Source organism: Nonomuraea corallina (genome assembly GCF_027620315.1).
GTDB lineage: Bacteria > Actinomycetota > Actinomycetes > Streptosporangiales > Streptosporangiaceae > Nonomuraea > Nonomuraea corallina.
In genome coordinates, this window is sequence record NZ_JAPNNL010000116.1 from 1 (window position 1) to 23,524 (window position 23,524).

General features: G+C 72.4%; 21 protein-coding genes and 1 pseudogene. 10 read left to right on the forward strand and 12 right to left on the reverse strand.

Annotation, left to right across the window (positions count from 1 at the left end):
- Positions 1-43: 43 nt before the first annotated feature.
- Complete coding sequence (locus OUY22_RS24745) at positions 44-1,120, reverse strand: zinc-dependent metalloprotease (protein ID WP_270157533.1); 1,077 nt, start codon at positions 1,118-1,120, stop codon at positions 44-46.
- 73 nt (positions 1,121-1,193) lie between these two features.
- Positions 1,194-2,603 (reverse strand): D-alanyl-D-alanine carboxypeptidase/D-alanyl-D-alanine endopeptidase, encoded by a 1,410-nt coding sequence (gene dacB / locus OUY22_RS24750; protein WP_270157534.1) that lies wholly within the window; start codon positions 2,601-2,603, stop codon positions 1,194-1,196.
- A gap of 87 nt (positions 2,604-2,690) precedes the next feature.
- Here dacB and OUY22_RS24755 point away from each other — a divergent pair, with 87 nt between their 5' ends.
- Positions 2,691-3,182, forward strand: coding sequence for an inorganic diphosphatase (locus tag OUY22_RS24755; protein WP_270157535.1), 492 nt, complete (start codon positions 2,691-2,693; stop codon positions 3,180-3,182).
- Between the two features lie 2 nt (positions 3,183-3,184).
- Here OUY22_RS24755 and OUY22_RS24760 read toward each other — a convergent pair whose 3' ends face one another.
- From OUY22_RS24760 to OUY22_RS24775, 4 genes are all read right to left on the reverse strand, one after another.
- Positions 3,185-4,285: a C40 family peptidase gene (locus OUY22_RS24760; protein WP_270157536.1), complete on the reverse strand. Its 1,101-nt coding sequence runs from the start codon at positions 4,283-4,285 to the stop codon at positions 3,185-3,187.
- 91 nt (positions 4,286-4,376) lie between these two features.
- Positions 4,377-5,909: an RNA polymerase sigma factor gene (locus OUY22_RS24765; RefSeq protein WP_270157537.1), complete on the reverse strand. Its 1,533-nt coding sequence runs from the start codon at positions 5,907-5,909 to the stop codon at positions 4,377-4,379.
- Positions 5,910-6,026: 117 nt separating this feature from the next.
- Entirely contained in the window at positions 6,027-6,827 is an 801-nt protein-coding gene (locus OUY22_RS24770; RefSeq protein ID WP_270157538.1) for a hypothetical protein, read from the reverse strand.
- A 93-nt stretch (positions 6,828-6,920) separates the two neighbouring features.
- Positions 6,921-8,531: an ABC-F family ATP-binding cassette domain-containing protein gene (locus tag OUY22_RS24775; protein ID WP_270157539.1), complete on the reverse strand. Its 1,611-nt coding sequence runs from the start codon at positions 8,529-8,531 to the stop codon at positions 6,921-6,923.
- Positions 8,532-8,778: 247 nt separating this feature from the next.
- Between OUY22_RS24775 and OUY22_RS24780 the strand changes: the two genes are divergently transcribed.
- Together OUY22_RS24780 and OUY22_RS24785 are read left to right on the forward strand one after the other, a co-directional pair.
- A complete protein-coding gene (locus OUY22_RS24780) occupies positions 8,779-9,195 on the forward strand; it encodes a peptidase inhibitor family I36 protein (protein ID WP_270157540.1) in 417 nt (138 codons plus the stop codon).
- Positions 9,192-10,217, forward strand: coding sequence for a hypothetical protein (locus OUY22_RS24785; RefSeq protein ID WP_270157541.1), 1,026 nt, complete (start codon positions 9,192-9,194; stop codon positions 10,215-10,217). The genes OUY22_RS24780 and OUY22_RS24785 overlap by 4 nt, the downstream gene beginning before the upstream one ends.
- Positions 10,218-10,316: 99 nt before the next feature.
- On the opposite strand, the gene OUY22_RS24790 is transcribed toward OUY22_RS24785, so the two are convergent.
- From OUY22_RS24790 to OUY22_RS24800, 3 genes are all read right to left on the reverse strand, one after another.
- Entirely contained in the window at positions 10,317-10,850 is a 534-nt protein-coding gene (locus tag OUY22_RS24790) for a DUF305 domain-containing protein (protein WP_270157542.1), read from the reverse strand.
- 225 nt (positions 10,851-11,075) lie between these two features.
- Complete coding sequence (locus OUY22_RS24795; protein ID WP_270157543.1) at positions 11,076-12,317, reverse strand: DUF1266 domain-containing protein; 1,242 nt, start codon at positions 12,315-12,317, stop codon at positions 11,076-11,078.
- A 76-nt stretch (positions 12,318-12,393) separates the two neighbouring features.
- A complete protein-coding gene (locus OUY22_RS24800) occupies positions 12,394-13,176 on the reverse strand; it encodes a calcium-binding protein (protein ID WP_270157544.1) in 783 nt (260 codons plus the stop codon).
- A 181-nt stretch (positions 13,177-13,357) separates the two neighbouring features.
- Here OUY22_RS24800 and OUY22_RS24805 point away from each other — a divergent pair, with 181 nt between their 5' ends.
- From OUY22_RS24805 to OUY22_RS24815, 3 genes are read left to right on the forward strand one after another with little or no spacing between them, the layout of a single operon-like run.
- Positions 13,358-13,957 carry an ArsR/SmtB family transcription factor gene (locus OUY22_RS24805; RefSeq protein ID WP_270157545.1) on the forward strand — a complete coding sequence of 200 codons (600 nt, stop codon included), beginning with the start codon at positions 13,358-13,360 and terminating at the stop codon, positions 13,955-13,957.
- A gap of 31 nt (positions 13,958-13,988) precedes the next feature.
- Positions 13,989-14,702 (forward strand): SRPBCC family protein, encoded by a 714-nt coding sequence (locus tag OUY22_RS24810; protein WP_270157546.1) that lies wholly within the window; start codon positions 13,989-13,991, stop codon positions 14,700-14,702.
- Positions 14,703-14,749: 47 nt separating this feature from the next.
- The gene (locus OUY22_RS24815) at positions 14,750-15,463 is read left to right on the forward strand and encodes a class I SAM-dependent methyltransferase (protein WP_270157547.1); all 714 of its coding nucleotides are present in this window, start codon (positions 14,750-14,752) and stop codon (positions 15,461-15,463) included.
- A gap of 11 nt (positions 15,464-15,474) precedes the next feature.
- On the opposite strand, the gene OUY22_RS24820 is transcribed toward OUY22_RS24815, so the two are convergent.
- Positions 15,475-16,806, reverse strand: a complete 1,332-nt coding sequence (locus OUY22_RS24820; RefSeq protein ID WP_270157548.1) for an NAD(P)/FAD-dependent oxidoreductase — start codon at positions 16,804-16,806, stop codon at positions 15,475-15,477.
- Positions 16,807-16,896: 90 nt separating this feature from the next.
- Here OUY22_RS24820 and OUY22_RS24825 point away from each other — a divergent pair, with 90 nt between their 5' ends.
- The 4 genes from OUY22_RS24825 (at position 16,897) to katG (ending at position 22,285) form a co-directional block, all read left to right on the forward strand.
- A complete protein-coding gene (locus tag OUY22_RS24825; protein ID WP_270157549.1) occupies positions 16,897-17,526 on the forward strand; it encodes a TetR/AcrR family transcriptional regulator in 630 nt (209 codons plus the stop codon).
- An 84-nt stretch (positions 17,527-17,610) separates the two neighbouring features.
- Positions 17,611-19,422 (forward strand): hydroxysqualene dehydroxylase, encoded by a 1,812-nt coding sequence (locus OUY22_RS24830; RefSeq protein WP_270157550.1) that lies wholly within the window; start codon positions 17,611-17,613, stop codon positions 19,420-19,422.
- A 194-nt stretch (positions 19,423-19,616) separates the two neighbouring features.
- Positions 19,617-20,039 carry a Fur family transcriptional regulator gene (locus OUY22_RS24835; protein ID WP_270157551.1) on the forward strand — a complete coding sequence of 141 codons (423 nt, stop codon included), beginning with the start codon at positions 19,617-19,619 and terminating at the stop codon, positions 20,037-20,039.
- A gap of 14 nt (positions 20,040-20,053) precedes the next feature.
- Complete coding sequence (gene katG, locus OUY22_RS24840; RefSeq protein ID WP_270157552.1) at positions 20,054-22,285, forward strand: catalase/peroxidase HPI; 2,232 nt, start codon at positions 20,054-20,056, stop codon at positions 22,283-22,285.
- A 135-nt stretch (positions 22,286-22,420) separates the two neighbouring features.
- Here the strand turns inward: katG and OUY22_RS24845 are convergent.
- Positions 22,421-22,942 (reverse strand): annotated as a pseudogene (locus OUY22_RS24845) (epoxide hydrolase family protein); the annotation flags it as partial.
- Positions 22,943-23,016: 74 nt separating this feature from the next.
- The gene (locus tag OUY22_RS24850; RefSeq protein ID WP_270157553.1) at positions 23,017-23,283 is read right to left on the reverse strand and encodes a helix-turn-helix domain-containing protein; all 267 of its coding nucleotides are present in this window, start codon (positions 23,281-23,283) and stop codon (positions 23,017-23,019) included.
- Between the last annotated feature and the right edge of the window lie 241 nt (positions 23,284-23,524).

Genomic DNA, 23,524 nt, shown 5'->3' on the forward strand with positions numbered 1-23,524 from the left:
TGCGGTCCCACACCCCCATTCTCCCGGTGAACGGGGGCGCGGCTCAGCTCGGCAGGGCCGGGGTGCCGATCACGCGGCGCACCCAGGCGTCCGGGTCGGAGATCTCCGCCGGGGTCGGCAGCGTGTTGGGCGAGGTCCACACCCGGTTGAAGCCGTCCATGCCGGCCTTCTCCACCACGCGGCGGACGAACGCCGAGCCCTCCGCGTACTGCTTCATCTTCAGGTCGATGCCCAGCAGGCGGCGGATCGTCCGGTCGAGCTTGGAGCCGCCCTCGCGGCGCTGGGCGAACTTGCCCCGGATCTCGGCCACCGACGGCACCACCGAGGGCCCCACCGCGTCCATCACGAAGTCGCCGTGGCCCTCGACGAGGGTCATGACGGCCGTGAGCCGGTCGAGCATCTCCTTCTGCTGCGGCGACTGGATCACGTCGATCAGGTTGCCCTCGCCGCCCCTGACGACGTCCTGGATGGTGTCCGCGGCGTTGCGCAGGCGCTCCACCAGCGTCGGCAGGTCGAGGTCGGAGGCCAGGAGGAAGTCGGTCATCTGCGAGCGCACGTACTCGCGCAGCCAGGACACCCCGGTGAACTGCACCCGGTGGGTCTCCTCATGCAGACACACCCACAGGCGGAAGTCGTGCGGGTTGACGTTCATCTCGCGCTCGGCGTGCACGATGTTGGGGGCGACGAGCGTGAGCCGGCCGGCGGCCTCGCGACCCGTCGGGTCCGGCGGGAGGAACAGCTCGTACTGGCCCAGCACCCGGGACGCCAGGAAGGCGAGCACGGCGCCGACCTCGACGCCGGTGATCCGGGACCCCACCGCGCTCACGATCGCCGGGGGCGGGTTGGCGCCGCCCGCGATCCGCTGGGTCAGCGGCTCCAGGACGACGCGGAAGCCCTCCACGTTGGCCCTGATCCACCCGGGCCGGTCGACGATCGTCGCCGCCTCCGGCGCGGTCTCGGCATCGATCTTGGTGAACTCCCGCACGTGCCCTTCGGCCTCACGCGACAGCGTACGGAGCTCGGCGACGGCCTGTCTGGCCTCCTCGCGAGTTACTTGAGGACCGGGGCGCACCAGGCGCGTGCCGGTCGAGACGGCCAGATCCCAGTCGATCACCTGCATACACACCACCGTACGTGCTTCTCGTCAAGCCCGCGAAGAAGCCTCCTCACGGGCCTGATCAACCGCGGCGTCGTCAGGCGCGCGCGACGATGGCCGCGAGCCGGTCGAGCACCGGTTCGGCGTAGACCGGGACCCGGTCGGCCATGAAGGCGAAGGCCAGCACCCGGCCGTCCCTGCTCGTGGTCAGCCCGGCCAGCGTGCTCACGTTGTTGAGTGTGCCCGTCTTGGCGCGGACCAGCCCGGCCTGGCCCTTGCTGTCGGCGCCGGTGAAGCGGCGGCCGTTGCCCAGCGTGCCGGAGAACCCGGCGACCGGCATGCCGGAGGCGACCGCGTGCAGGCCGGGCCGGTCGGGCGAGACCGCGAGGGCGATGAGGCCCGCCATCGCGGCGGCGCTGATGCGGTTGCGGGTCGACAGGCCGCTCCCGTCGTACACCCGGATGCCCTGGCCGGCGCCGATCCGCCCGAGCACCTGGGGGACGGCCTTGGCGACGCCCGCGAACGAGCCGGGCTGCCCCTCCTTGATCGCCACGTGCCGGGCCAGCGCCTCCGCGAGGTCGTTGTCGCTGGCCGTGAGGGAGTGCTCGACGAGGGCGTAGACCGGAACCGACTCGACCCTGGCCAGCTCGGCGGCCCCGGCCGGGGCCCGCGCGGGCTTGACCGCGCCGGCGACGCCGATCCCCTTCTTCTTCAGCAACCCGGCGAAGGCCGCGGCGGCGTGATCCGCGGGGTCGGCGACGCGCGGGCGGTTCAGGCCTGGAGTCTGGCGCCCCTCGTCGATCGCGAGCGCGTGCACCGGCGCGACGTGGCCGTCGGCGACGTAGCCGGGCTTCCAGCCCGGCCCGGTGGCGGGGCCGGTGAAGAGCGTGTCGTCGTACGCGAGCGTGACCCGCTTGACGCCCCGCCGCTTGAGCGCGGCGGCGGTACGGGCCGCGAGCGTGGGCATCGACGCCTGGGCGGGGAAGGAGGCCCGCTTGGCCTTCGGCCCGGCGAGCAGCGGATCGCCGCCGCCGACCAGGACGATCGCGCCGGCCGACGCGCCCTGCACGACGCGGGTGGCCAGGCGGGTGTCGGGGCCGAGTGAGGCGAGCGCGGCGGCGCTGGTGACGACCTTGGTGGTGGAGGCGGGCACGATGCCGGTGTCGGGGTTGGCGGCGAAGACCCGCTGGCCCGTGGAGGCGTCGACGACGACCGCGCCGACCTGGTCGCCCAGCGCCCGGTCACCCAGCGCATCCGTGAGTCTGCGGGTCAAAGTAGGCTTGGTCGGGAGAGGTCCGTCTCCTGGCCTCGCCGTCAGGCCGGCCAGCACCGGCCCCGCGGTGACCACGGGGACTTCGGGAGGCGCGGTCTGCCCGGCCGGTGGCGTCCGCCTCGTCAGCGCGCTCAGGGTGAGGTCGTTGTCAACCGCGTACACGCCGGTGACGATGGTCACGACCTGCAGCAGGACGAGTGTGGTCAGCATCACCCACCGCTCGTGTCGCGCCACGTCGCCCTGACCTCTCATCCTGGTGTTCGCCTACGAGACATTAACGCCCTGCCGGGGTTCCCGGGGGGCGCGAGCGGAGGAACCGCGGTGGAGTTCGACGTTGTCGTTGAGATTCCCAAGGGGCAACGGAACAAGTACGAAGTGGACCACGAGACCGGCAAGATCAGACTCGACCGGCTGTTGTTCACCTCCACGCAGTACCCCGCCGACTACGGCTTCATCGAGAACACCCTCGGTGAGGACGGCGACCCGCTCGACGCGCTGGTGCTGCTGCAGGAGCCGACCTTCCCGGGCTGCTACATCACCTGCCGGGCGGTCGGCATGTTCCGCATGACCGACGAGAAGGGCGGCGACGACAAGGTCCTGTGCGTCCCGTCGACCGACCCGCGCATGGCGCACATCCAGGACATCCACCACGTGGCGGAGTTCGACCGGCTGGAGATCCAGCACTTCTTCGAGGTCTACAAGGACCTGGAGCCCGGCAAGTCGGTCGAGGGCGCCAACTGGGTGGGCCGCATGGAGGCCGAGGCGGAGATCGAGCGCTCCTTCCAGCGGGCCAAGGACGAGGGCCACCACTGAGGTCACCGGGGCCTGGTGGCGCCCACCAGGTCCCGTCTCCAGATCGAGGCGACGCGCACCACGTCGCCGGCCTGCGGCGCGTGCACCATCAGGCCGCGCCCGACGTACATGCCCACGTGGTGGATGGTGCGCGGGTCGTACCGGTTGTGGCCGAAGAACAGCAGGTCGCCGCGGCGCAGCCGGGGCAGGGGGACGCGCGGGCCGGACGTCCACTGGGTGCCGGTCCAGTGGTCGAGCCGCACGCCGGCCCGCTGCCACGCCCGCATGGTCAGCCCTGAGCAGTCAAAGCTCCGCGGGCCGTCGGCGGCCCACAGGTAGGGCTTGCCGAGCTGGGTGAGCGCCCAGTTGGCGGCCAGGTCGCCGCGGCTGGACCCGCGGCGCGGCGGCACCCGGAGCGCGCCCGCCCGTTTCCGCCTGGCCAACAGGTCCACCCGGCCGCGGGCGGCGTCCACGCGCCGCTGCAGGGCGTCGCGCTCGGCCGCCAGCGCCTTCGTCTCACTCCTCTGCCGGGCCACGGCCTCCCACGCGGCCGCCCTGGCGCGGCCCGCGCTCTCGGCGGCGGCCCGCTGGGCGGCGTGGGCGTCGGCTGCCATGGCGCGCAGGATCTCGGCCACCGCCCAGGCGTCGCGCATCCTGGAGAGCACCGCGGCCCGCTCGCCGCCGAGCCGCAGGAGCGTGGCGGCGCGGTGCAGGAAGCCCTCGTGACCGCCGGCGTCCCGGACGGGGACCGCGACGGCGGGCAGCCCCATCCCGCCGTACGCCCGCGCGGCCAGCAGGGCCACCGGCTGCCGGGCGCGCTCCACCTCGGCCTCCGCCGAGGCGAGCCGGGCCGTCGCCCGTCCGTGCGCCTCCTCCGCCCGGCGCAGCCGCACCAGCGCCCCGTTGTACGCCTCCACCCGCCGTTCGGCCTCGGCCGCCAGCTCCTCCAGCTTCGCCTGCGCCTCGGCGAGCGCGGCGGCGGCTCTGGCCAGCTCGCGGGAGCGGGATCGTACGTCCTGCCGCGCGCCGGCGACGTCACGGGAAGGGGGAGCCGGCTCGGCGTGCGCCGGCGGGCTGAGGGTGACGGTCAGGCAGGCGAGCAGGATCCCAGCTCGGACGTGCATAGAATCCCCCCGGTCACTCTATGCACACGCTTCCCAGCGGTCGGTCGGCGTACACCCTGTGTCTCGTGACGACATGGGCGTCGCCGCCGGTTCAGGCGGGCGGGGAGGCCGCCGGGGCGGGCTGCGGCGCCGGGGTGGGCACCGGGTCGGGCGCGGACGGCGGCGTCGTGGGCTGCGCCGTGGGCTGGGTGGTCGGCTGGGTGGTCGGCTGCGTCGTGGGCTGAGTCGTGGGGTGAGTGGCCGGCGGCGTCCTGGGTGGCGGCGTCCTGGTCCAGTGGCCGGTCGGCCGGACAGGCGGCCGGTCGGTCGGCCGGACGGGCGGGTGGCCGGTCGGCCGGACGGGCGGCTTCCGGGTCGGCGGCCGGCTCGTGCAGGGCGTCGTGGGGGCGGACCCGGGACCCCGGGTGGGGTCGCCAGGCCACACCGACGGCAGCGAGGCCAGGCCGCTCCGGCTGGGCACCGGCTCGGGGTCGCCGGGCCGGCTGGACGACGGCCCGGCGGTGGGCCACCTTCGGGGGGCCTCCTCCGAGGCGGGCGAGACCAGGCGGGACGGCGGGGCGATGCTGATGAGGTCCAGCAGCCGGGTGGCGGTGCCGACGGGCCCCGGCTCGGTGACGACGGCCTCGGCCTGCTGCCACGGCAGGCCCAGCGGCTCGCCTTCCGGCGGGAACGCCGCGGTGGCGACGCCCGGCAGGCCGCCGACCTCCTTGCCGAAGTAGTCGAAGACGCTCCCTACCGCCACCACGGTCGCGACCGCCGCAAGCGTGCACGCCAGCGCCCGAGGCCAGGTGCGTGATTTCCGTCCCTCGGCCAGGGGAAACCCGGCGGCGTCCAGCGCCTGGGACCGGCGGGCGACGTAGCGGCGGTAGAGGAACAGCTCGGGGTCGACGAAGCAGCTCAGCACCCGCACCCTGAGCGCCTCGGGGAGCGTGACCTGCGGCAGCAGCTCGAACACCTTGGCCGCCGACACCTGCCGGCTGCGGTGCGGGGAGCAGGTCTCGCACCCGGCCAGGTGGCGGACGAGCCGCTCGCGCATGTCGGGGGTCAGCTCCCCGGCGAACCCGGTGAGGATGCCGGCCCGGTCCTGGCAGTCGTACGGGACCTTCTTGGCGAGGATCTCGGCGGTGATCGCGTCGCGCAGCCGGTCGCGCGCCTGCTCGCGGGCGGCGTCGACCCGTCGCGGGGGGACGCCCAGCACGGCGGCGAGCGCGGCGGCGGACAGCCCGTGGCGGGTGTCCAGCTCCAGCACCTCGCGGTCGTCGTCGGGCAGGCTCTGGACCGCGCTCCAGGCCATGATCCGCAGGTCGGCGTCGTCGGGGTCGTCGAGCTCCGGCGCGCCCGCGAGCGCGTCGCCGGCCGACTGCGGCGCGGCCATCCGGCGGCGCCGGCACTCCCTCCTGGCCAGCGCGTACAGCCATGGGCGGAGCATGCCGGGGTCGGCCAGCGAGCCGGCGTGGGCCTCCGCCGCGATCAGCGTGTCGCGCAGGGCGACCTGGGCGCTGTCGGCGTCACGGAGCAGGGACCGGCAGTAGCGGTAGACGCTCTCGGCATGCGCGTCGTAGAGCGCGGCGAGCGCGCCGGGGTCGCCGGCGCGCAGGGCTTCGACCAGGGCGCGGTCATTCATATCACCGACTGTAATGGAGTTGTAACTTGCAGTTCTACCGATTCTGCGCGATACACATCCCTTGTCATGGGCCAACCAGAAAAATCTCAAGCAATTCGTCCGGAATGGTGTCTTTGTTTACTCGGCCGAAGGCGAGGACACCTGACTCCCCCGGTCCGTCTCGAACGGCTCGGTCGTCGGCTTGACCGTGTGCAGCGGCACGGCGCCGCCCATCGCCAGTTCCTCGTAGGGCCGCGCGGTCGACCCCCAGGTACGGGCCGACACCTCGGTCTTGGCCACCCGGGTGCCCGGCGGCAGCCCGGCCACCGTCAGGATGAACCGCGGCGGGCGGCCCGCCTGCACGTCGTCCACGAACGCGCTGCCGCCGCCGAGCAGCTTGCCGGCGCTGTCGCGCAGCAGCGCGCTCACCACGAGGCTGCTGGCGGGCAGCTGGTACGGGTTCGCGACGTATCCGGTGACCAGGTACGACCCGTCCTTCTGACGCAGGGTCTGCACCCGCGACACGGGGAACGGGCGGAAGGACGAGGGCACCCGGGCCGCGGGCCGCCACTGCGCGGGCCGGTAGGCGACGCTGACCTTGGCCGGCTGCGCCGTGGCGACGCCGTGACCGGTGAACGTCAGCGACCCTCCCGGCGGCACGGCGTCCAGCGGCTGGTCCGTACGGAACACCTCGCGGCCCCCGGCGTCCTTGCCGACGACGGTCGCCACGACGTGCTCGCCGAAATGCCACGGGTTGCCGTTGGCCAGGACGGCGGCCCAGGTCACGGTGTACCCGTCGTCCGACTTGGCGACGGTCGACGCCTGTTCCATGAGGGTGAGCGGTTTGAGCTGCTGCTGCGTCGTCTCCTCGGGCGAGCATCCGGCGAGGCAGATCGCCCCGAGTGCGAGGAGGCTGACGGTTCGGCTAGGCGGGATCACTTTGCCGTGATAACCCGATCATGGGCACGCCCGGCCCCTGACACGCGCCGGGCGTACCAACTCTTTGATTTCCTATCGGGCTTTTTGATTGTCCTAACGGGCGCGTACGACCCGCTTTTCATCCCAGACCGGCTCCGGCGCCTCATAAACCACACCATCCGCGCCGAACACCAAATAGCGATCGAAATCAGCCGCGAACCACCGGTCGTGCGTCACCGCGACCACCGTGCCGTCGAACGCGTCCAGCCCTTCCTGCAACGCCTCGGCGCTGGCCAGGTCGAGGTTGTCCGTCGGCTCGTCGAGCAGCAGCAGCGTGGCCCCGGACAGCTCCAGCAGCAGGATCTGCAGCCTGGCCTGCTGGCCACCGGACAGGGTCTCGAACCGCTGGTCGGCGACCAGGCCCGCCAGCTCGTAGCGGGCCAGCGCCTTCATCGCCTCGTTCTTGAGCCTGGCGTGCTCGGTCATCACGATCTCGACCGGGGTGCGGCCGATCAGGTCGGGCCGGGAGTGCGTCTGGGCGAAGTGACCGGGCACCACCCGGGCGCCGAGCCTGGCCGTACCGGAGTGGCGGACCTGCTCACCGGCCAGCAGCCGCAGGAAGTGCGACTTGCCCGAGCCGTTCGAGCCCAGCACCGCCACCCGCTCGCCGTACCAGACCTCCAGGTCGAACGGCTTCATCAGGCCGGTCAGCTCCAGCCGCTCGCAGATGACCGCGCGCTTGCCGGTGCGGCCGCCGCGCAGGCGCATGCTGATGTTCTGGTCGGCGGGCGGCGTCTCGGGCGGCCCCGCCTCCTCGAACTTGCGCAGCCGCGTCTGGGCGGCGTGGTAGGCCGCGGCCATGCCGTCGTTGTAGCGCGCCTTGTTCTTCAGCATGTTGACCAGGGCCTTGAGCTTGGCGTGCTCCTCGTCCCAGCGCCGCCGCAGCTCGTCGAGACGGGCGTTCCTGGCCCGGCGCGCCTCGGCGTAGGTGCCGAAGCCGCCGCCGTGGATCCAGACGTTGCCCGACTCCACGGTGACGATCCGGTCGGCGGCGTTGGCCAGGAGCTGCCGGTCGTGGCTGACCAGCAGCACGGTCTTGGGGGTCTCGCGGAGCTGCCGCTCCAGCCACTCCTTGCCGGGAACGTCGAGGTAGTTGTCGGGCTCGTCCAGCAGGAGGGTCTGGTCGGGGCCGCGCAGCAGCGCCTCCAGCACCAGCCGTTTCTGCTCGCCGCCGGACAGCGTGGCCACGTCCCGATATTTCACGCGATCGTACGGAACACCCAGCGCGGCGACCGTGCACGTGTCCCACAGGACCTCGATCTCGTACCCGCCGGCGTCGGTGTAGTCGCCGATCGCCTGCGCGTAGCGCAGCTGCGTCTTCTCGTCGTCGCGCTCCATCATGTCGAGCTCGGCCCGCTCCAGCCGCTCGGCCGCCTGCCGCACGGCGGGCGGCGCCACGCTCAGCAGCAGGTCGTGCACGTTGCTGCCGTCGCGCACGCTGCCGACGAACTGCCGCATCACGCCCAGCCCGCCGGAGGACGCCACGCCTCCCTCGACCGGCCGCAGATCCCCCGCGATCAGCCGCATCAGCGTCGTCTTCCCGGCCCCGTTGGGCCCCACCAGCGCGGCCTTGACGCCCTCACCGATCCGGAACGACACGTCGTCCAGCAACGGCCGCCCGTCCGGCAGCACATACGTCAGATGAGCGACCTCGACGTGTCCCACGGCATGTCCTTCCTCGACCCCCGTGGAGGGTACCTCCCGGTTTCCCGGCATGGCATCCGCTTTTCGACCGACCGGCGCCAGGACGCGGGCGACGCTGCCGGCGAGGGACGCCGCTCAGGCGATCTCACCGCCGGTGGCGCGGACGACGGCAGGGCTTTACCGGAAGACACGCGCCATGACCTGGAGTATGCGTACGCACACGCTAGGTTAGCCATATCCCTGGAGCCCACCCCTCAAGGAGGCCCTGTTGAGGCTGTCCTCCCTCATGGCCACCCTCGTGATCGCCCCCGTGGCCGCCGTCCTGCTCGCCTCCGCCCCCGCCGAGGCCAGTCCCCGCTCGGCCTGCTTCCACGGCCGAGTCTGCCTGTACGCGGGCTCCGACTTCAACCGCGGCCAGGTCGACCTCTGGCGCGACTTCGTCCGCGACGACGTCAACATGGCCGACGACACCTGGCTGCGATGGGACTACACCGACTCCTCGCTCGGCATGAACAACGACACCACCTCAGCGAGGAACCGGGTCGGCTGCCCGGTGACGCTCTGGCAGAACCCCTACTTCACCGGCGCCCACAGCACGCTCGGCCCCGGCACGGGCGACGGCCTCCTGACCAACAACCCCATCGGCGACAACCGGGCCAGCTCGCTCGACATCTGGTGCCGATGATCAGGCTCCTCGCCCTCGGGCTGGTGGCGGTGTCGGTGGCGACCGGCTGCACGAGCGCGCCGCCGCCGCAGCGGCCCGTCGTCGCCTCGGTGTTCGACCTCGTGCTGCCGTTCGACGCCTACAAACCGGCGCCGGGCCAGCGCGCGCTGCTCGACGCCGCCCACCGCGCGCTGGTCACCCACTGCCTCGGCCGATGGACCGGCCCGATCCCGCCCGCACCGCCCGATCCCGGCAACACCCGCCGCTACGGCGTCGCCGACCCCGAGCAGGCCCGCCGCTTCGGCTACCACCTGCCCACCACCGCCTCCCCCACGACCGACCCCGGAGGAGGCGCCCGACGCGTCCCGGCACAAGAGCGCGACCATACGGAAAAGGAGAGACCCCGAGCAGACGACCGACGAGCCGGCCGCCCGGGGAGCGACAGGCGACGGGCCGCGAACCGGTCGACCGGCCGTTCCGCGAAGCAGGAGCGGCGGGGGGAGGGCCGACGAGCCGGCCGTTCGGCGCGGGAGAAGGCGCGGGAGAAGCGGCGGGCCGATCGTCTGAGGAAGGAACGGCTGTACGCGCGTCTGCTGAGGCAGTGCGAGGGACGGGCGGCGGAGCGGCTGGGGCCGACCGGCAGGGCGCCCTGGCGCTGGCTGGCCCGGCATGACGCCCGAACCCTGGAACGCGCGGCCACCACCCCCGAGGTCCGCCAGGCCGTCACCGCCTGGGCGGCCTGCATGCGGGCCGCGGGCCACCCGTACCCGTCGCCGCAAGCGGCCATCGCCGACCCCCGCTGGAGCCTTGACGATCCGGTGATCAGCGCCGACGAGAAGCGCGTGGCCATGGCCGACACCGCCTGCAAGTGGTCGTCCGGACTGGTGGCGCACTGGTTCACGGCCGACGCGGCGCTGCAGCGGAAGCTCGTCCGCAAGCACGCGGGCCGCTTCGCCCTCCTGCGCGCCGACGTCAACGAACGCGTCCAGCGCGCCGCCACCCTGCTGGCCCGTCAAGGCCCCACCCCCGCCGACCGCGACTGAGCCCGGGACGCGCCGCGAACCCGCGTCAAGGGATCGCGTCCTCGACCGAGGTCAGTCGGCGGGTCGGACCCTGGCGGGAAGCGCTCTTCTCCATCGCTGTCAGTCGTTGATCCTGGCCAGGAATTGCCGCATCTGGTCGATCTGGGCCTTGCGCGACTCCTGCACCTGCGCCGCCCAGCGGGTCGCCTCCGGGTTCACCCCGTCGCGGATCTCCGTCGCGGCCATCTGGACCGCTTCCTCCTGATGACCCATGAGCAGCGTCAGCAGCGCGGGCTCGAACGGCTTCGCCGACCTGAGCGCGGCGATCTTCTTGCGGTCGGTCTCCGGCAGCCCGCCATGGTGGTCATGCGCCCCGTCCGGCGGCGTGAGCGGCTGCCCCCAGGCGTGCAGCCAGCGCAGCATCATCTCGACCTCGGTCCGCTGCGTGCTCACGACGGCCGCAGCCAGCGTCCGCAGCTCCTCCGTGGTCGCCTTCTCCGCCCCCACCTCGGCGATCTCGATCCCCTGCCGGTGGTGCTGGACCATCATCTGGACGAACATCACGTCGTCGGCGTCCACCGGATCCTCCGCGGGCGCGGCGGACCCGCAGGCCGCCACCAGCAGCAGCCCCAGGGCGACGAGCCACCCTGCCACTCCGTCATGTGTCCGGGTCCGACGCACCGGCGCCCCCTGCATTCGGGAAAGAAACCTTCCTAAGGCTTGGGCATGTCCTCCCGGTACGTCAAGGAAAGCGGCAGCCCTCGGCCCTCCAGTCCGCCGAACGCGCCTGCCCGCCGAACGCGCCTGCCCCGCTGATACGCGCCCAGGCATGTGCTTGAAGGCCACAAGGGGCACGCGGGCCGGGCGCCGCCGGCCCGCTCAGTGCAGCGGGACCGTGTTCCACGGGCTGTCGGGGGCGGTCAGCAGGGCGCGGTGGGCGTCCAGGACCGTGGTGTACCAGTCGCCGAACGTCTCCTGGTCGAAGTGCAGGCACCGGCCCAGCACGTAGCCGGCCGAGAACTCCGGCCACGAGCCGTACACGGCCTGCACCGCCTTGCCCGCCCGTTCGACGGCGGCGTGCAACTCCTGTTCGGTGGCGTACCGGGCGCCGCGGCCCCAGCGGGCCACCATCGTGGCGCGGCCCAGGTCCCACGCGGCGACGGTGCGCACGTACCCGTCGGGCGGCAGGAGGCCGTCGGCGCGGAAGCGCGACTCGTACCGCATGATCTTGCCGACGAGTCCGCGCAGGCCGACTCCCAGGTCTTCCAGTTCCTCGCCGGAGACCTCGTCCTTGAGCTGTTCGCGGATGCTCTGCTCGACGCAGTCGCGCCACACCACCGGGTCGACGCGCCGGTCGCCCAGTTGCCGGGCGAGCCAGAGCCGGGCGCCGAGCACGTACTCCCACACCCACGGGCTCAGTTCGGCGGCGAGGAGGCGTTCGGTGGTCTCCAGCCAGCCGTCGTGGTCCTGGATCCCCCAGCTCCCGGCCAGCCGCCCGACCTCGCCGCTGTAGCCGGCGCCGTGCCAGTCCAGGGTGTTCCAGGCGTCGCCGTTGCCGTAGCACAGGTGGGCTCCGCAGGCGAGGCCGCGCAGCAGGCCCTCGTCCTCCGGCGTGCCGGTGCGGCGGGTCTCGATGCGGTCGCAGGTGCCGTCCGGCTCGAACAGTTCGTCGTGCAGGGCGAGCCAGGTGTCCCACTCGTCCTCGGTCGCCAGGAACGCCCTGGCGCACGGCGTCGCCCCGTTCACCAGGAGGACGTGCACGTCGTCCGGCCACAGCGCGACCAGTCCCCGCAACGTGACGAACTCGTACACCACGTCGGGGTGCGGGCGGGGCAGCACTCCGGCCGTGTACGCCTGCACGAGCCTGCGCCCGTCGGGCAGTGTCGTCACGTGCAGCGGCGCCGACCCGTCGCCGCCCCGGGCCTCGTCCAGCGCGACCGGCCGGTAGAGCCCTTCGGCGGCGATGATGCGCAGGTAGGCCAGGTGGGCCTCGTCGCCGCCGTCGCGGCACAGTTCGTAGAGCCGCTGTTCCCGGAGCGCGGGCGCGAGCCACCGTCCCCCTTCGGGCGGTTCCTCCAGGTACGGGAGTGCCTCGTCATGCGTCTCGTCCTCGGGAAGCATGGGCGCAATATAGCGACTTAATGGATCATGTGAGGAGGCCCGGCACGGGAGTTCACATGCCGGGCCTCCGGCCTTCTCAGGAACGGTCGACCGTCTCGCAGGCCACCGGGGCGTCGGCCGCGTCGGCCAGCGCGGTGTCCGCGCCGCCGCCGCAGTCGATCAGGGTGTCCTTGGTGCCCTGGACGTCGACGGCGTCGATCACGTCGGCGCCGCCCCGGCCTTCGAGCGTGTCCGCGCCCTGGTCGCCGTCCAGCACGTCGGCGCCGGACGAGCCGATCAGCGTGTCGGCGCGGACGGTGCCGCGGATGACCTCCACGTCGAGCGTGACATCGTCGCCGTCGAGGCCGATCCGGCCGTCGGGCTGCGCGCTGTCGTTCTTGGTCACCTTCACGGCGGCGCCGCTGGAGCCGTAGTCGACGGTGTCGGTGCCGTCGCCGCCCCGGTAGGTGAGGCCGGTGCCCCGCGACCCCCGGCCGGCCTGGAAGACGTCGGCGCCCGGCCCTCCGTCCACGGCGCCCACCAGGCCGACCAGCGACGAGAAGCGGTCGTCGCCGCGGCCGAGCCGGGCGTTGACCGTGGTCACGCCGGTGCCGCAGTTGACCTCGTTCGCCGAGACCTGGGTGCAGCCCGTGCCGGCGATCACGCCCCCGAACACGTGCAGCCGGCCGCTCACCTCCTGAAGGGTCAGGTTGTCGTGCCGGGTGACGTCGGGCGCCGTGATGGTCACGGTGGCGCCGCTCCTGGTGACGGCAGGCTCGCCGAGGGCGGCGTGGCCGGCGGCGGGCGCCGCCGCCAGCACGCCGGCGGCCAGGCCGCCGAGCAGCGACACGCGGAGCACGCCGTGCTTGATGCTGTTCATTGGTTCTCCCCGTAAGAGATCTTTCGGCGGCGCTCAGCGAGCACCGCTCACGTTCGTCCCCTACGGTGCATCAGCTTCCTGCTCAGCACCGTGCATAAGTCCACGTATCAAGCCTTATCGGGAAAAGTGCACACTCGATCTCCATTTGACAGGAAAAACTGTCCAATGGTTCCATCGGCTCATGGCCGCCACCCAGATATCGCTCATGGACGAGCCCGAGCGCCTGCGCGTCGCCCTGACGCCCATCCGCCGACAGCTCCTCGCCCGCCTCCGCGAGCCGGCCTCGGCGGTCCAGCTCGCCGCCGAGCTCGGCCGGCCGCGTCAGCGGGTCGGCTACCACCTGAAGGTGCTGGAGCAGGAAGGGCTGATCGAGCTCGTCGAGGAGCGCCGCCGTCGCGGCTGCGTCGAGCGGGTCATGCGCGCCACCGCCAAGGCCTTCCTCGTCGACCCCGACGTGCTCGCCGCCCCCGGCCAGGTCGACGCCGACTTCACCCGCATCGCCGACCGGCACGCCGCAGAGCACCTGGTCGAGGTCGCCGCGGGCACCGTCCGCGAGGTCACCCGGATGGCCGCCGAGGCTGACCGGCAGGGCGTCCGCCTGCTGACCTTCACGCTGGAGGCCGACGTGCGCTTCGCCGAGCCGGGCGACGTGCACCGCTTCACCGACGAGCTCGCCGAGGCCGTCTCACGCCTCGCGGCCCGCTACGACACCGCCGGTGGCAGGCCCTACCGCCTCACCGCCGGCGGCCACCCCGCCCCGCGCAAGGAGCGGGGCGAGTGACTCTCCCACCTCACCCCCTGGAGGAGTTTCGATGACGGACGAGCGGTTCACCGTGGAGGTCACCATCTCCGCACCGGTCGAGGAGGTGTGGCGGGCGCTGCGCGACCCGGAGCAGATCCGGCGCTGGCACGGCTGGCACTTCGACGGCCTCGACAAGGAGATCGAGCTCATCTACGCCGAGCACGTCACCGAGTCCCCCGAGGAACACTGGGTGGAGGTCCAGGGCGGTGACAGGTTCGAGCTGGCCGACGCCGGCGAGGGCCGCACCCTCCTGCGCATGACCCGCGCCCCGCTCAGCGGTGACACCGAGTGGGACGCCTACTACGACGACGTCAACGAGGGCTGGGTCACCTTCGTCCACCAGCTCAAGTTCGCCCTGGAGCGCCACCCGGGCGCCGACCGGCGCACCGTCTTCCTCTCGGGACCCGGCGCCACCCCGCCCCTGACGGCCGCCGGCCTGGACGCGCTCGCCGGCCTCGCCCCCGGCGCCCCGTACGAGCACGCCGCCCCCACCGGCGAGCCCCTCGCGGGCACGGTCTGGTACCGCACGGATCGCCAGCTCGGCCTCACCGTCGACGGCTGGGGCGACGGCCTGCTCGTGCTCACCCACACCCCGCCCGTCGCGGTCCATCCCGAGGGCGGCGCCATGATGGTGCTGACCACGTACGGGCAGTCGGACGAGGAGTTCGCGGCCCTGGAGGCGCGCTGGAACGCCTGGTGGTCCCAGGCCGTCCCGGCGGCCTGACCACGCCGGACGCGGAAACTGTCGGCGCCCGCTGCCAGACTGCGCGGGTGCCGACACCCGACCTCGCTCCCATCTCGACGTTCTGGGACTCCTCCGCCGACGCCTTCGACCAGGAGCCCGACCACGGTCTGCGCAGCCCGCAGGTCCGCGCCGCCTGGTGGCTCAGGCTCACCCAGTGGCTGCCCAGCGGCGCCTCCGACATCCTCGACCTGGGCTGCGGCACGGGCTCGCTGATGCTGCTGCTCGCCCAGCAGGGCCACCGCCCCACCGGTGTCGACCTCTCGCCGCGCATGATCGACCAGGCCGCCCGCAAGCTCGGGGAGGCGGGTCTCAGCGCGCCCCTGCTGCTCGGGGACGCCGGAGACCCTCCGGTGGCGGCCGGGGCCAGGTTCGACGCGGTTCTCGTACGCCATCTGCTGTGGACCCTGCCCGCGCCCGAGGAGGCGCTCCGCCGCTGGCTGGCGCTGCTCCGGCCGGGCGGCCGGCTGGTGCTGGTCGAGGGCCGCTGGACCGCTCCCGGAGACCCGCCCTACGCGGCGGCCGCGCCTCCGCTGCCCTGGCTCGGCGGCGTGCCCGCCGAGCGGCTGACCGCGGCGCTCGCGCCGATGGCCCGGGTGGTCCACCACGAGCGGCTCACCGACCCGGCGCTCTGGGGCCGGCCGGTCACCGACGAGCGCTACGTCCTGATCGCGCGCCCCTCGCCGGAGCAAGAGCAGCAGCAGGAGCGGCCGGTCGCACCGGGCGCATCTCCCGCCGCGTAGCCGGGTCGGCCTCATGATGCGGCCGGGCGGAGCAGGCGCTTGGCCTCGTCGTGGTGGCCGGCCATCTCGCGCAGCGTCTCGCCCGTCGCCTTCAGCACCGACAGGCGGGCGCCCGGGTTGTCGCGCAGGGCGCGCGCGACGGCCTTGACCATGCCGCCCATCGCCAGCGTCTCGCGCGGGTCCCGGATCCTGGAGTAGACCTCGAGGATCCGGCGCACCCCGTACGGCGCGTCGGTCAGCCCGCGCAGCAGCTCGATCTGCACGTACGCGAGCCCGTCGCCGCGCCCGAGCAGGTTCGTCCAGTGGTACATGATCAGGCACTGCCGGTCGCGTGACCGTTCCCAGGCGGCCGTGGCCTCGTCGAGGGCCGCGGGGTCGTCCACCACGCCGGCGACCCGCTCGCCCAGCAGCCTCCCGAACCTCAGCGCGTCGCGGATGCCCTGCGCCGTGACCGGGTCCTTGAAGTGGCCCGCGTCGCCGACCAGCGCCCAGCCGGGGCCCGCCGACCTGCGGAAGAACGACGGGTGCGACACCGAGCTGACGATCTTCGTCGCCCTGGTGCACCCCTCCAGGCGCTTGGCCAGCCCCGGCACCAGCCCGACGGTACGAGTGAACTCCGCCTCCAGGTCTCCCCGGAAGTCCGCGGCCCGCTCGGCCGGCGGCATCAGCAGCACCATCGACATCCCGCCGTCGCACGGGAAGGCGTTGCCCAGCTCCCGCCCGGTCAGCCACATGGCGGCGGTCGAGCGCCACTCCTCGCGCGGGTCCTCGTAGTACGCGTAGTAGCAGGCCCGGCCGTTGGCGTGGGACAGCCGGGGCTGGTCGGCGCCGACCAGGCGGGCGACGGTCGAGCGGCGGCCGTCCGCGCCGACGACCAGGCCGGCGCGGATCTCGTACTCCTTGCCGCCGCGCTCGCTGACCTTGACGCCCACCGCCCGGCCTGCCTCCCACAGGAGGTCGGTGACGCGGTGGCCCTCCCTGACCTCGGCGCCGGCCGCGCGGGCCGTGTCGACGAGTGCCGCGTCCAGCCCGGCCCGCCGCACGCACAGGCCGTAGTCGATGCCGTCGATCGCGGTGTAGCCGCCGGAGGCGGCGTGTCCGGGGCCGCCGACGAAGGAGCGGGGGAGCTTCGGCGCGCCGATCTTCTCGACACGTTCCAGGGCGCCGGTCCTGGCCAGCTCGGCGACGCCCGAGGCGAAGAGCAGGTGGGTGGAGACCGTGGTCGACGGGAACCGCGCCGGGTCCAGCGCGATCACCTTGACCCCACGCCGGGCCAGCGCGGCCGCGGTGGCGGAACCCGCGCACCGCGCTCCGGCGATGACGACGTCTGCGTGCTCTGGCATCGGGGCCTCCTGGCGCGCTAACCGACTCTAGTGTCGGTTTTATGCCTCCGAGAGGCGCGGCGTCAACGGGTCGGGGGTAGGCTGCCGGGCATGGCGATCCAGGAGCCGAAGAAGCGCATGCGGGGCTCGGCCCGTCGGGCCCGCATCACCGAGTCGGCCCTGGAGGTCTTCGCCGCCCGCGGCTACCACGCCACCGCCATGGAGGAGATCGCGGCCGCGGCCGGGGTCACCCGCTCGGTGCTCTACGACCACTTCCCGTCCAAGAAGGTCCTGCTGATCACGGTCCTGCAGGAGCAGAACGCGCGACTGGTGGAGCACATCGGCGCCCGCATCACCGGCAGCGGCTCGCCGGGCCGGCGGCTGCGGGCCACGCTCGACGCCTACTTCAGCTTCTCCGAGGACTGGCCGGACGCCCGCCGCCTGCTGTTCGACCACACCGACGAGGACGACCCGGAGATCAAGGCGGTGCGCTGGGGCATCCGCGAGACCCGCACCCGCTCGGTCGCCGTGATGCTCGGGCGCGACCTGCGCAACCTGGGCCTCGACCCCGACAGTGACACCGCCCACGCCGTGGTCGAGCTGCTCATCTCCGGCACCGACGGTCTCGCCCAGTGGTGGGCCAGGAATCCGTCGATGCCGCGCGACGGACTCGTCGAGGCCGCCATGCTCGTGCTGTGGAACGGTCTCTCCCAGACGCCTGGGCGCACATCTGCGTCTTGACAGAAGTGATCCGCAGGTTCATCGTCTCGCCTAGCTGAACCAACAGCCGTGTCGGTTAGCTAATGGTGAGCGGAGGCCACCCCCATGGCAGACCAGGAAGTCCAGGACAAGGGTCAGGGCGGGATCGACCGACGAAGGTTCGTCACCGGCGCACTGGCCACCGCCGCGGGTGCGGCGACCGGCCCGCTGTGGGGCGTGGAAGGTGCCAGAGCCGCCGCCCCCTCCCTTCTCAAGGCGAGCGTCACCGGCCGCAGGGTGGCGGTCTTCGGCGCCGGCATGGGCGGCCTGAGCACCGCCCACGAGCTGGCCGAGCGCGGCTTCCAGGTCACCGTGTACGAGCGCAAGGTGCTCGGCGGCAAGTCCAGGAGCATCCCCGTTCCCGGCACCGCCACCGGGGGGCGCAAGGACCTGCCCGGCGAGCACGGCTTCCGGTTCTTCCCCGGCTTCTACCAGAACCTGCCGGACACGATGAGCCGCATCCCGTTCGGCTCCGGCACCGTCCGCGACAACCTGGTCGCCGCCAGCCTCACGGCCATCGCCTACCGCCAGAAGATGCTGCGCGTCCCCATCCCCAGCGAGCTGGACGGCGGGCTCACCCCGGAGGTCATCCAGGACTTCTTACGCAGCGCGCTCGTGGCGGGCACCACCATCCCGCTCACCCAGGTCAACTTCTTCCTGTCGAAGATGATCACGTTCATCACCAGCGGCCCCCGCCGGAAGCTGGGCCAGTGGGAGAACATGAGCTTCTCCGACTTCACCAAGTCCGACAACATGTCGGTCGAGTACCGCGAGCTGCTGACCAGGATGTTCACCGCCTCCCTGGTGGCCGCCCAGCCCGACCGGGCCAACACCCGCACGATCGCGATGATGTTCGAGGCGCTCCTCTACAGCGCCCTCGGGCTCGGCCCGTACGGCCCGCCCGACCAGGTGCTCAACGGCCCGTCCAACGACGTGTGGATCGACCCCTGGCTCAACTATCTGAGAGGGCTCGGCGTCCAGTTCAAGGTCGGCTGGACGGCCACCGGATTCGACTACAGCGGCGGCCGGATCACCGGCGCCCGGGTGACCGACCCCACCGGCGCGGCCGGCACCGTGACCGCCGACCACTACGTGGCCGCGATGCCCGTCGAGCGCCTCACGCCCATCCTGTCGAGCGCGATGAAGTCCGCCGACCCCCAGCTGGCCAGGCTGAGCCATCTGGAGACCGACTGGATGAACGGCGTCATGATCTACCTCAAGGAGCCCAGGCCGATCGTCGACGGCCACATGGTCTACGCCGGCACCCCGTGGGCGCTCACCTCCATCAGCCAGGCGCAGTTCTGGGCGACCGACTTCCCCGCCACCTACGGCGACGGCGTGGCGAAGGACTGCCTGTCGCTCGACCTGTCGGACTGGAACTCGCCGGGCATCCTGTTCGGCAAGACCGCCAAGCAGTGCACCCGCCAGCAGATCGTCCAGGAGGTGCTGGCCCAGGTCCGCGCCGTCACCCCCAACGGCGCCCAGTTGCTGCCGGACTCGCTGGTCCACAGCTGGTTCGTCGACCCCGCCATCACCGGTGAGGGCACCCCGTCGGTGGCCAACGACGAACCCCTGCTCATCAACTCGCCCAGCTCGTGGGCGAACCGCCCCGAGGCCACGACCAGGATCCCGAACTTCTACCTGGCCGCCGACTACGTCCGCAACAACATCAACCTGGCGACCATGGAGGGCGGCAACGAGGCGGGCCGCACCACGGCCAACGCCATCCTCGACGCCGCCGGCTCCTCCGCCACCAAGGCCAAGCTGTACGACCTGTACCTGCCGCGCGAGTTCAAGTCGCTCTACGACCTGGACGACATCCGCTACCAGCTCGGCCTGCCGAACAAGTTCGACATCCTCGCCCCGTACTGGCCGTGACGCCCCGGTTCCGAGCTTCCGTACGGGACGTCCCGTACGGAAGCTCGGCCGTTCTCGGCGCGCAGGCGGTCGCCGAAGGCGGATGATCGGCCCGTCCCAGGCCCCTCGCCAGGGGCGGAGTGTCACCGATACCACAAACTTGGACTCTTCCTTTACTTGTATCGTTCGTGTTTAGCACGGTAGGTTGGCCGGACATGAGCGCGCCCAAGACCACCGCCGAGGAGCTGCGAGGGGTCGGCCTGAGAGTCACGGCCGCCCGCGTCGCACTGCTCGAGACCGTCCGGGACGGTGACCATCTCGACGTCGAGACCATCGCCTCCGGGGTGCGCGATCGCGTCGGCCACATCTCCCTCCAGGCCGTGTACGAAGCCCTGCACGCGCTCACCGCGGCGGGGCTCGTACGGCGCATCGAACCGGCCGGCAGCGCGGCCCGGTTCGAGGGGCGCGTGGGTGACAACCACCACCACATCGTGTGCCGGTCGTGCGGCGCCGTCGCGGACGTCGACTGCGTGACCGGCCATGCGCCTTGCCTGAACGCGTCCGACGACCACGGTTTCGCCGTCGACGAGGCCGAGGTCATCTTCTGGGGCCTGTGCCCCGACTGTTCCACCGCCTGATCCGAAGGACTCCCATGACCGAGAACCATGATGCGATCGTCACCGACTCCAAGCCGGAGAGCGAAGGCGGCGGCTGCCCGGTCGCGCATCGCGCTCCGCACCCGACCCAGGGCGGCGGCAACCGCCAGTGGTGGCCGGAGCGGCTCAACCTGAAAATCCTCGCCAAGAACCCGGCCGTCGCCAACCCCATGGGCGACGACTTCGACTACGCCGCGGAGTTCCAGAGCCTCGACCTCCCGGCCGTGAAGCGTGACATCGCCGAGCTGCTGACGACCTCGCAGGACTGGTGGCCCGCCGACTTCGGCCACTACGGCCCGTTCATGGTCCGCATGGCCTGGCACAGCGCCGGCACCTACCGCATCAGCGACGGCCGCGGCGGCGCCGGGGCCGGCCAGCAGCGCTTCGCCCCGCTCAACAGCTGGCCCGACAACGCCAACCTCGACAAGGCCCGCCGCCTGCTGTGGCCGATCAAGAAGAAGTACGGCAGGAAGCTGTCGTGGGCCGACCTGATGGTCCTCGCCGGCAACGTGGCCCTGGAGTCGATGGGCTTCAAGACCTTCGGCTTCGCCGGCGGCCGCGAGGACGTCTGGGAGCCCGAGGAGGATGTCTACTGGGGTCCCGAGTCCACCTGGCTGGCCGACGAGCGCTACACCGGCGACCGCGAGCTGGAGAACCCGCTCGGCGCGGTCCAGATGGGCCTCATCTACGTCAACCCGGAGGGCCCCAACGGCAACCCGGACCCGCTCGCCGCGGCCCGCGACATCCGTGAGACGTTCCGCCGGATGGCCATGAACGACGAGGAGACCGTCGCCCTGATCGCGGGCGGCCACACCTTCGGCAAGACCCACGGCGCCGGCCCGGCCGACCACGTCGGCCCCGACCCCGAGGCCGCCCCGATCGAGCAGCAGGGCCTGGGCTGGAAGAGCACCTACGGCAGCGGCAAGGGCGGCGACACGATCACCAGCGGCCTGGAGGTCACCTGGACCTCCACGCCGACGAAGTGGAGCACCAACTTCTTCTGGAACCTGTTCGGCTACGAGTGGGAGCTGACCAAGAGCCCGGCCGGCGCCCACCAGTGGCGGCCCAAGCACGGCGCCGGCGAGGGTTCGATCCCCGACGCCCACGACCCGTCGAAGCGTCACGCGCCGTCCATGCTGACCACCGACATCGCGCTGCGCGAGGACCCGATCTACGGCCCGATCTCGCGGCGGTTCTACGAGAACCCCGACGAGTTCGCCGACGCCTTCGCCCGTGCCTGGTTCAAGCTGACCCACCGCGACATGGGCCCGGTCTGCCGCTACCTCGGCCCGGAGGTCCCGACCGAGACGCTGCTGTGGCAGGACCCGCTGCCCGAGGTGACGTACGAGCTGATCGACGACGGCGACGTCGCCGCGCTCAAGGCGCAGATCCTCGCCTCCGGCCTGTCGGTCTCCGAGCTGGTGTCCACCGCGTGGGCGTCGGCCTCCTCCTTCCGCGGCAGCGACAAGCGCGGCGGCGCCAACGGCGCCCGCATCCGCCTGCAGCCGCAGATCGGCTGGGAGGTCAACGACCCCGACCGGCTCGCCACGGTGCTCGGCACGCTGGAGGGCATCCAGCAGGGCTACAACGGCTCCCAGACCGGCGGCAAGCAGGTCTCGCTCGCCGACGTGATCGTGCTCGCCGGCTGCGCCGCCGTCGAGAAGGCCGCCAAGGACGCCGGCTTCGACGTCCAGGTGCCCTTCACGCCGGGCCGCGTGGACGCCTCGCAGGAGCAGACGGACGTCGAGTCGTTCGCCGCCCTGGAGCCGAGCGCCGACGGGTTCCGCAACTACCTGGGCAAGGGCAACAAGCTGCCGGCCGAGTACCTCCTGCTCGACCGGGCCAACCTGCTCACGCTGAGCGCCCCCGAGATGACCGTCCTGATCGGCGGCCTGCGCGTCCTGGGCGCCAACAGCCAGCAGTCGCAGCTGGGCGTCCTCACCACCACCCCGGGCAAGCTGACGAACGACTTCTTCGTCAACCTGCTCGACCTGGGCACGACCTGGGAGCCGGTGGCCGGTGACGACAACACCTTCGAGGCCCGTGACGCCGCCACCGGCGAGATCAAGTGGACCGGCAGCCGCGTCGACCTGGTCTTCGGCTCGAACTCCGAGCTGCGCGCGCTCGCCGAGGTGTACGCGTGCGACGACGCCAAGGAGAAGTTCGTGACGGAGTTCGTCGCGGCGTGGAACAAGGTCATGAACCTCGACCGGTTCGACCTGGCCTGATCCCCCGACGGCCGGGCCGGCCCCCGCACGGGGACCGGCCCGGCCGTTCACCGTCCGCTGAAGAAGACGCCGGTGCACCCCGGCCACGCGCTCCGGGACCAGCACGGCGAGTCGCGGTGAGACCAGGGCGCCCGCGTCGTTGCCGTGGACGCCGTAGCGCTCGTACCCCAGCCGGTCCATCAGCTCCGCCCACGTGCGCGCCACCCGCTCCATGCTCCACGGCCGCTCGTCCGCGGGCTCGGGGAACGGGGAGAACCCGAACCCCGGCAGTGAGGGGGCGATCACGTGGAAGGTCTCCGACAGCGGGCCGAGCAGTTCGGCGAACTCCACGACCGAGCTCGGCCAGCTGTGCGTGATGAGCAGCGGGAGCGCGCCCGGGTTCGCGGACCGGACGTGGAAGAAGTGCACGGTCTGCCCGTCGATCTCGGTGGTGAACTGCGGGAACCGGTTCAGCCGCGCCTCCTGGGCACGCCAGTCGAACTCCTCGGCCCAGTAGCCGACCAGGTCCTTCAGGTACGCGACCGGCACCCCCCGGCTCCACTCGGCGCCCGGCAGACGGCTGGGCCAGCGGGTGCGGACCAGCCGGTCACGCAGATCGTCCACCTCGGCATGCGGGATCTCGATACGGAACGGCCGGATATCTGTTTCGTGCGTCATGGACGGCACGGTAGGACCCCATGCGGCACGGATCGTTCCGCAAGGGACGCCGGCCTCGATCAGAACGGTCGGCGTCAGCCTCCGGCCGTGCGCTCGCGCTCGTACGCGGCGTTGATGCGCAGCGCCTCGGCGAGCTGGTCCTCCAGGATGATGATGCGGCAGGCGGCTTCCACGGGCGTGCCCTGGTCGACGAGTTCGCGAGCGCGGGCGGCCAGGCGGAGCTGGTAGCGGGAGTAGCGGCGGTGACCGCCGCTGGAACGCTTGGGCTCGATCAGCTTGGCGGCGCCCAGGGCCCGCAGGAAGGTCGGGGTCACCCCGAGCATCTCGGCGGCGGCGCCCATGCTGTAGGCGGGGTAGTCCTCGTCCTCGAACCGGTCCTCGAATCGGTCCTCAGCCGGGGCGCTGTCAGTGGCGCCGCCCGCGGTCGAGGCGGGGCGGACGCCGGTGGTGCGGGCTCGATGCATAGAGGCCTTTCATCATGCGAACAGGGGCCCCGGCGCCCCGGGGGGCGGGGGGGCCCCCCCCCCCACGGCCGTGAGGGGCCGCCGCGCACGGAACGCCCGGCCCGTTGACGAGGCGCGG